This window comes from Roseobacter sp., assembly GCF_024639605.1.
Taxonomy (GTDB): Bacteria; Pseudomonadota; Alphaproteobacteria; order Rhodobacterales; family Rhodobacteraceae; genus Roseobacter.
On sequence record NZ_JAHEHZ010000196.1, the window covers coordinates 1 to 5,251 of the forward strand.

General features: G+C 60.1%; 6 protein-coding genes. 4 read left to right on the top strand and 2 right to left on the bottom strand.

Annotated elements, in window-relative coordinates; translation table 11 throughout:
- Positions 1 to 295: 295 nt before the first annotated feature.
- The gene (locus tag Q0M35_RS17150) at positions 296 to 1,612 is read right to left on the bottom strand and encodes a cation:proton antiporter (protein ID WP_295317479.1); all 1,317 of its coding nucleotides are present in this window, start codon (positions 1,610 to 1,612) and stop codon (positions 296 to 298) included.
- A gap of 105 nt (positions 1,613 to 1,717) precedes the next feature.
- Here Q0M35_RS17150 and Q0M35_RS17155 point away from each other — a divergent pair, with 105 nt between their 5' ends.
- Positions 1,718 to 2,137 carry an STAS/SEC14 domain-containing protein gene (locus Q0M35_RS17155; protein WP_295317480.1) on the top strand — a complete coding sequence of 140 codons (420 nt, stop codon included), beginning with the start codon at positions 1,718 to 1,720 and terminating at the stop codon, positions 2,135 to 2,137.
- 139 nt (positions 2,138 to 2,276) lie between these two features.
- Here Q0M35_RS17155 and Q0M35_RS17160 read toward each other — a convergent pair whose 3' ends face one another.
- Positions 2,277 to 2,552, bottom strand: coding sequence for a hypothetical protein (locus Q0M35_RS17160; protein ID WP_295317481.1), 276 nt, complete (start codon positions 2,550 to 2,552; stop codon positions 2,277 to 2,279).
- A gap of 134 nt (positions 2,553 to 2,686) precedes the next feature.
- On the opposite strand from Q0M35_RS17160, the gene Q0M35_RS17165 reads away from it, so the two are divergent.
- The 3 genes from Q0M35_RS17165 to Q0M35_RS17175 all read left to right on the top strand — a co-directional run.
- On the top strand, positions 2,687 to 3,115 hold the full coding sequence (locus Q0M35_RS17165; protein ID WP_295317482.1) for a cytochrome c: 429 nt from the start codon (positions 2,687 to 2,689) through the stop codon (positions 3,113 to 3,115).
- 184 nt (positions 3,116 to 3,299) lie between these two features.
- On the top strand, positions 3,300 to 4,295 hold the full coding sequence (locus Q0M35_RS17170) for an HlyD family efflux transporter periplasmic adaptor subunit (protein WP_295317483.1): 996 nt from the start codon (positions 3,300 to 3,302) through the stop codon (positions 4,293 to 4,295).
- The coding region (locus Q0M35_RS17175; protein WP_295317484.1) for an ATP-binding cassette domain-containing protein at positions 4,292 to 5,251 on the top strand (960 nt) is incomplete at its 3' end. The genes Q0M35_RS17170 and Q0M35_RS17175, both read left to right, overlap by 4 nt.

The following is a 5,251-nucleotide window of genomic DNA, read 5'->3' on the forward strand; positions in this document are numbered from 1 at the left end:
GCATCACCGCCTGTGGAAATCGTTTCGCTCAGCACCTTACCTGCAAAGAACGTATCACCGCCGTTTTTCACCGTTTCAGCCGCCACCGGTGCGGAGAGGGCGAATACAATCAACGCCAGAACAGTCGGAATTATGCCGGTCAATTGCATAGCGGATCCCTTTTACACCAGTCGAAAGCAGGGCCATCCATACCGCACGGAAGAGAAAATCGATTGATCGGAATCAATCAGCCACGACCCTGCACAGAGAAACCGCCGGACCCGTCATTCCGGTTCTCAGTCCGGGCGCCGCCGTATCATCTCCGCCCTTCAGGCACCGTCCCCGTCGTCACCCGACGGATGGCCAGAAGCGCGACAGGCGGCCCGAGAATTTCAAAGACAACGGTTGCGGCAATGGTGATGGCCATGATCCGGGCGGCCCAGTGCGGAAACTGCTCGCCCGCAACCAGCGCCATTCCCACAGCGACACCTGCCTGCGGCAGCAACGCAGGGCCGTACCACGCCGCCTCCGAAGTCGGCACGCCTGCGATACGGGCCCCGACGTAGCCACCGATAAGACGTGCCGCAACCCTGAGCGCGATGAATATCCCGCCGGTAAGCCCCAGCGTTCCCAGCACCTGAAGATCCAGAGACGCCCCGGCGAGAATGAAAAAGAGCAGCATGAACGGCCACTGAATGTTCTCGATCTCATGAAACGCCCGTTCGTGGTGACGCGCAAAATTGGTGACGATGGCGCCCGCTGTCATGCCGGTAATCAGAAAGGAGACGTCAAGCCAGAGCGCGAGACCTGCCGTAAGAAACACGATCCCGATGGCCTCGGCCTGCAACGGCTCACCCGGTGACAGGCGCCCGGTGAGAGCGGCAGCGAGGCCGCCAATTGCAAGGCCCAGCGCCACAGCACCGCCAAGGTCATAAAGCACGCCGGAGAGCACCGGGCGCCAGCCTTCAGCCTGTCCGGCCAGAATAAGAACCAGGCTGAAAACAACCAGCCCCCATGCATCATCTATGGCCACAATGCCCTTGAGCGTGTCGGTAAACCCGCTGACCACTCCGGACTGGCGGATTACGTCAGTCATCGCCGCCGGAGCGGTGGCCGTCGCGATGGCACCGAGGATCAGTGCTAGCCCTGCAGGAACGCCTGTCAGCACCAGCCCGACAGATATGATGACGAGGGTGAAAGCGACTGTCACCAGGGAGATCGTCAGTATCGCCCGCCCGTGTTGCTGGAGGTTCTTTTTCGTCAGAGCACCGCCCAGCAGGAAAGCGACCATCGACAATGCGATAATGGAGATCGCGTCAAACCATAAAACCACCTCTCCGGGTATCAGTCCCGATCCTGCATTGCCCATCAGCAGCCCGAGCAGCAAAAGCATCGTGACACGGGGCAACCGGGTCATTCCGCCCAGCTGATCCGCGGCAAGCCCGACCAGAAAAAGCAGCCCCAGGATGATAAAGGTGGAAGAATGGTTCATCGTCGCGGATGTGCTTTCGTTTTCAGGCTGCCTGGTCACATCCGGCTGGTGTATTGCCACGACCCGACCGCGGCGCCGGGCCGCGTCATCGCTGACAGCCCGGCCGTGGTTTATATCTGGGGCACCTGACTGCTCAGGCACGCGGCGATCCTGCAGCACATTGATTCCGTGCCGGTTGATTTACGTCAAAGAAAACCGGATCGGGATCATTCAGGGTTGCAGCATCGTCACAGGGAGAACCTCACTATGCTCAGCGTATCGAAACCGTCCGCGAACCGCCTGAACCTGAGTTTTTCAGGAACGCTTGATGCAGACCAGATGCGCATTGCACTGGACAAGCTGATTGAACATTCAGACGGGATTTCCGGCGGGACGATGCTTTACAGAATTTCCGATTTTCAGCTGCCGACACTCGGCGCGCTGGCGGTGGAGTTCCGTCACCTGCCGGAACTGCTCAGCCTTGCCGGCAGGTTTGAAAAATGCGCTGTGCTGTCAGATGAGGCGTGGATCCGGACCGCCGCTGAAATCGAAGGCGCGATTTTTCCGTCGCTCGAGATTAAAGCTTTTCCTCTTTCTGCTGAAGAAGCGGCAGAGGCATGGCTTGCAGGCACCGGTGCCGGTTCGGATGAAGATGACGCAGAAGAGGCTGAAAACTTCCCCGTATGACCGCCCTCCGGGTATAGGTCAGAACACAGAGGAACCCGGCCCGCGATGGGTACGGAGACGTCCGCATAATATGCACGATAGCGCAGCCGCCTGTCGCGACCGCAGGAAAGCGCAACATCCACAGACCTTGCCCGCAGGATCAGTCCACACCACGCGCCGCTTCAGGATGCTTGGCGATAAATCCGCGTAAAACGGCAAAGAGTTCATGGGCATGGGCTGCGTTGCCGTCGTGCAGAGCCGCGCGGATATCTTCACAGATCATTTCATTCACCCGCTGCGGGCCATGATGGACCTTCATCATATAATCGCCCATCAGTGTCGCGTCATAGACCGTGAGGTGTTCATGCTCTGCCAGTGCGTCAATTTCCGCGCGGGTCAGCGCCGACATGTCTTCGATATCTTCCAGACTTATCATTCAATCAGTCCTCCACCCGATAAGACCCCGTTAGTTTATGGCCCGTATCCGGCGTGCGATTGATCAACATCAAGGTGTCGCTGCCGCGCATGTCGTAACTGTGTGTTCAGCTGGTTTCGCCGGAGGAAATAGACATGCGACCGATCATTTTCACAGCGTTGCTTGCTTTGCCCGTCCTGCCCGCCCTGATCGCCTGCACCGACCCGGCAGGAGAGATGCAGGTCATGCCAACCAGAGCTGACGGGGCCGCATTTTTTGCGCAGAACTGCGTGTCCTGCCATGGTGAGGACGGGCGCGGCGCGGGTATTGACAGCCGCAAGCTTTCCTCGAAACCTGTTGATCTGACGACACTGAGCGCACAGAACGATGGCGCATTCCCGGCCGCGCGGACGCTGAGTTATATCTATGGCGATACCCGCAACAGCCACCTTTCCCGCGTGATGCCGGAGTTCGGCCCGGACATGGCCGAAGATCTCGTCCCGGTCGAAATCGATGGTGTCCTCACACCGACGCCGCGCGAACTGGCCGGCTTGCTGGTCTACATGGAGAGCATTCAGGAGTGATCGCATTACTGGCCGTTCGTCCGGGGCGCATGGCCCGCAGGCGGCACCCTGAAAATCCGCGACGCAGTGACCTGCACCAGCGCGTTTTTCGCGCGTCCTGACCACGCCGGATTGATACAGCGCAAGGCATCGCGGACGCCCGGGAAGTAGAGTGCGCACGATCCCTGACAGCGGATGGAAACGCATGAAACAGTGGAAAAACATCCTTCTGATTGCCACAGCGCTTCTTCTTGCAGGTGCAGCGGCAGTCATGGTCTCGCAGAAAGATAATAACGCACTGCCATCTGGTTTTGTTCAGGGGAATGGCCGGATCGAGGCAGAGCAGGTTGACATCGCGCCGACGGTGGCCGGCCGCGTCGCAAAGGTTCTCGCCGCGGAAGGCAGCTTGATATCCCCGGGAGATGTGCTTGTCCTGATGGATACCGACGAGCTTTCCGCAGCGCTTGACCGGGCTGCTGCCGAAGTTGCCCTGGCGCGCCAGACGAAGGCCGAAGCGGAAGCAGTCGTGGTGCAGCGCGAGAGTGAACAGCGCCGCGCAGCGCATGAACTCGAGCGCGCAACCGCCCTGCTGAAAAACAATAACATCCCCGAAACTCTCTTTGAGGACCGTGATACTGAATTTCAGGTCGCTGACGCAGTGCTGGGCGCGGCAAAGGCACGGGTAGCGACTGAGGAGAGCCGGATCCTTGCAGCGCAGGCAGAGATGCGCCGGATCCAGACGCAGATTGACGACAGCTCTCTCACAGCGCCGGTGGCAGGCCGCGTGCTCTACCGTCTTGCCGAACCGGGCGAGGTTGTGCCCGCCGGCGGACCGATTATGACGCTCCTGAGCCTGCAGAACATCTATATGGAAGTCTTTCTTCCCGCCCGGGAGGCCGGTCTGCTGCCTGTCGGCGCCGAGGCGCGCATCGTGCTGGACGCGCTGCCTGACTATGCAATTCCGGCACAGGTCACATTTGTCTCGCCCGAAGCTCAGTTCACTCCGAAACAGGTCGAAACCCTGAGCGAGCGTGAACAGCTTGTCTTCCGCGTACGCGTGCGCATCCCCGAGGATCTGGTCCGCGAACGCATCAGACATGTAAAGACCGGACTGCGCGGTATCGCCGTGATCCGGCTCAGCTCTGACAGCGCCTGGCCCGACGCGCTGGAACGACGCATTCCGCCTGAGCTGTTCGAATGACTTCCGGGGCCGGCGACGATGGTATCCGCATCCTTGGTGTCACGCACCGGTACCGCAGACACATCGCGCTTGATGATCTGTCGCTTGATCTGCCTGCGGGTCGCCTGATCGGGCTGATCGGCCCTGACGGTGTCGGCAAATCAACGCTTCTGGGCCTGGTTACAGGCGCTAAAAAGCTTCAGCGCGGAACGATCACGGTACTTGGCGGCGCAATCAACGATCATGCGCACCGCAAGCGTATCTGTCCTGCGATCGCTTTCATGCCTCAGGGTCTGGGACGCAATCTTTATGCGGAGCTGTCCGTGCGTGAAAACCTGGAGTTCTTTTCACGCCTCTTTGGTCAGGGTGAACGGGAACGCGACTTGCGGATCGGCGCGCTCTTGTCTGCCACGGGGCTTGCGCCCTTTGCCGACCGCCTGACGGGCCGGCTTTCAGGCGGCATGAAACAGAAACTGGGCCTGTGCTGCGCGCTGATCCACGACCCGCAGCTGCTGGTGCTGGACGAACCAACGACCGGCGTAGATCCGCTGTCGCGCCGACAGTTCTGGGCCCTGATCGCGGCAATCCGCAAGGAAAACCCGTCCCTTTCGGTTCTGGTATCGACGGCCTATATGGACGAGGCGGAGCGCTTTGAGCGCATAGTCGCAATGGACGCCGGTCGGGTGCTTTTTCAGGGCAGCCCCGATGCGCTCAGGGGCAGTTCCGATACTCTTGAGACAGCTTACCGCCTGCAGCGTTCAGGCTCGGGCGACGCGGCTATGCCGGTCAGACCCCGCCCCCGCGTGACTGGTCCTGATCCTGTGATCACCGCCCACAGTCTCACGCGCAGGTTCGGCGATTTTACAGCCGTCGACGCGGTCAGTTTTTCAATCAACCGCGGCGAGATTTTCGGTTTTCTGGGATCAAACGGCTGCGGCAAGTCGACAACGATGAAAATGATGACTGGTCTGCTGCCC

Bases quoted from the DNA above. Each gene is read 5' to 3' on its own strand.
- Q0M35_RS17155 (WP_295317480.1), top strand. From the start codon at position 1,718: ATGCTCAGCGTATCGAAACCGTCCGCGAACCGCCTGAACCTGAGTTTT.
- Q0M35_RS17160 (WP_295317481.1), bottom strand. From the start codon at position 2,552: ATGATAAGTCTGGAAGATATCGAAGACATGTCGGCGCTGACCCGCGCG.
- Q0M35_RS17165 (WP_295317482.1), top strand. From the start codon at position 2,687: ATGCGACCGATCATTTTCACAGCGTTGCTTGCTTTGCCCGTCCTGCCC.
- Q0M35_RS17170 (WP_295317483.1), top strand. From the start codon at position 3,300: ATGAAACAGTGGAAAAACATCCTTCTGATTGCCACAGCGCTTCTTCTT.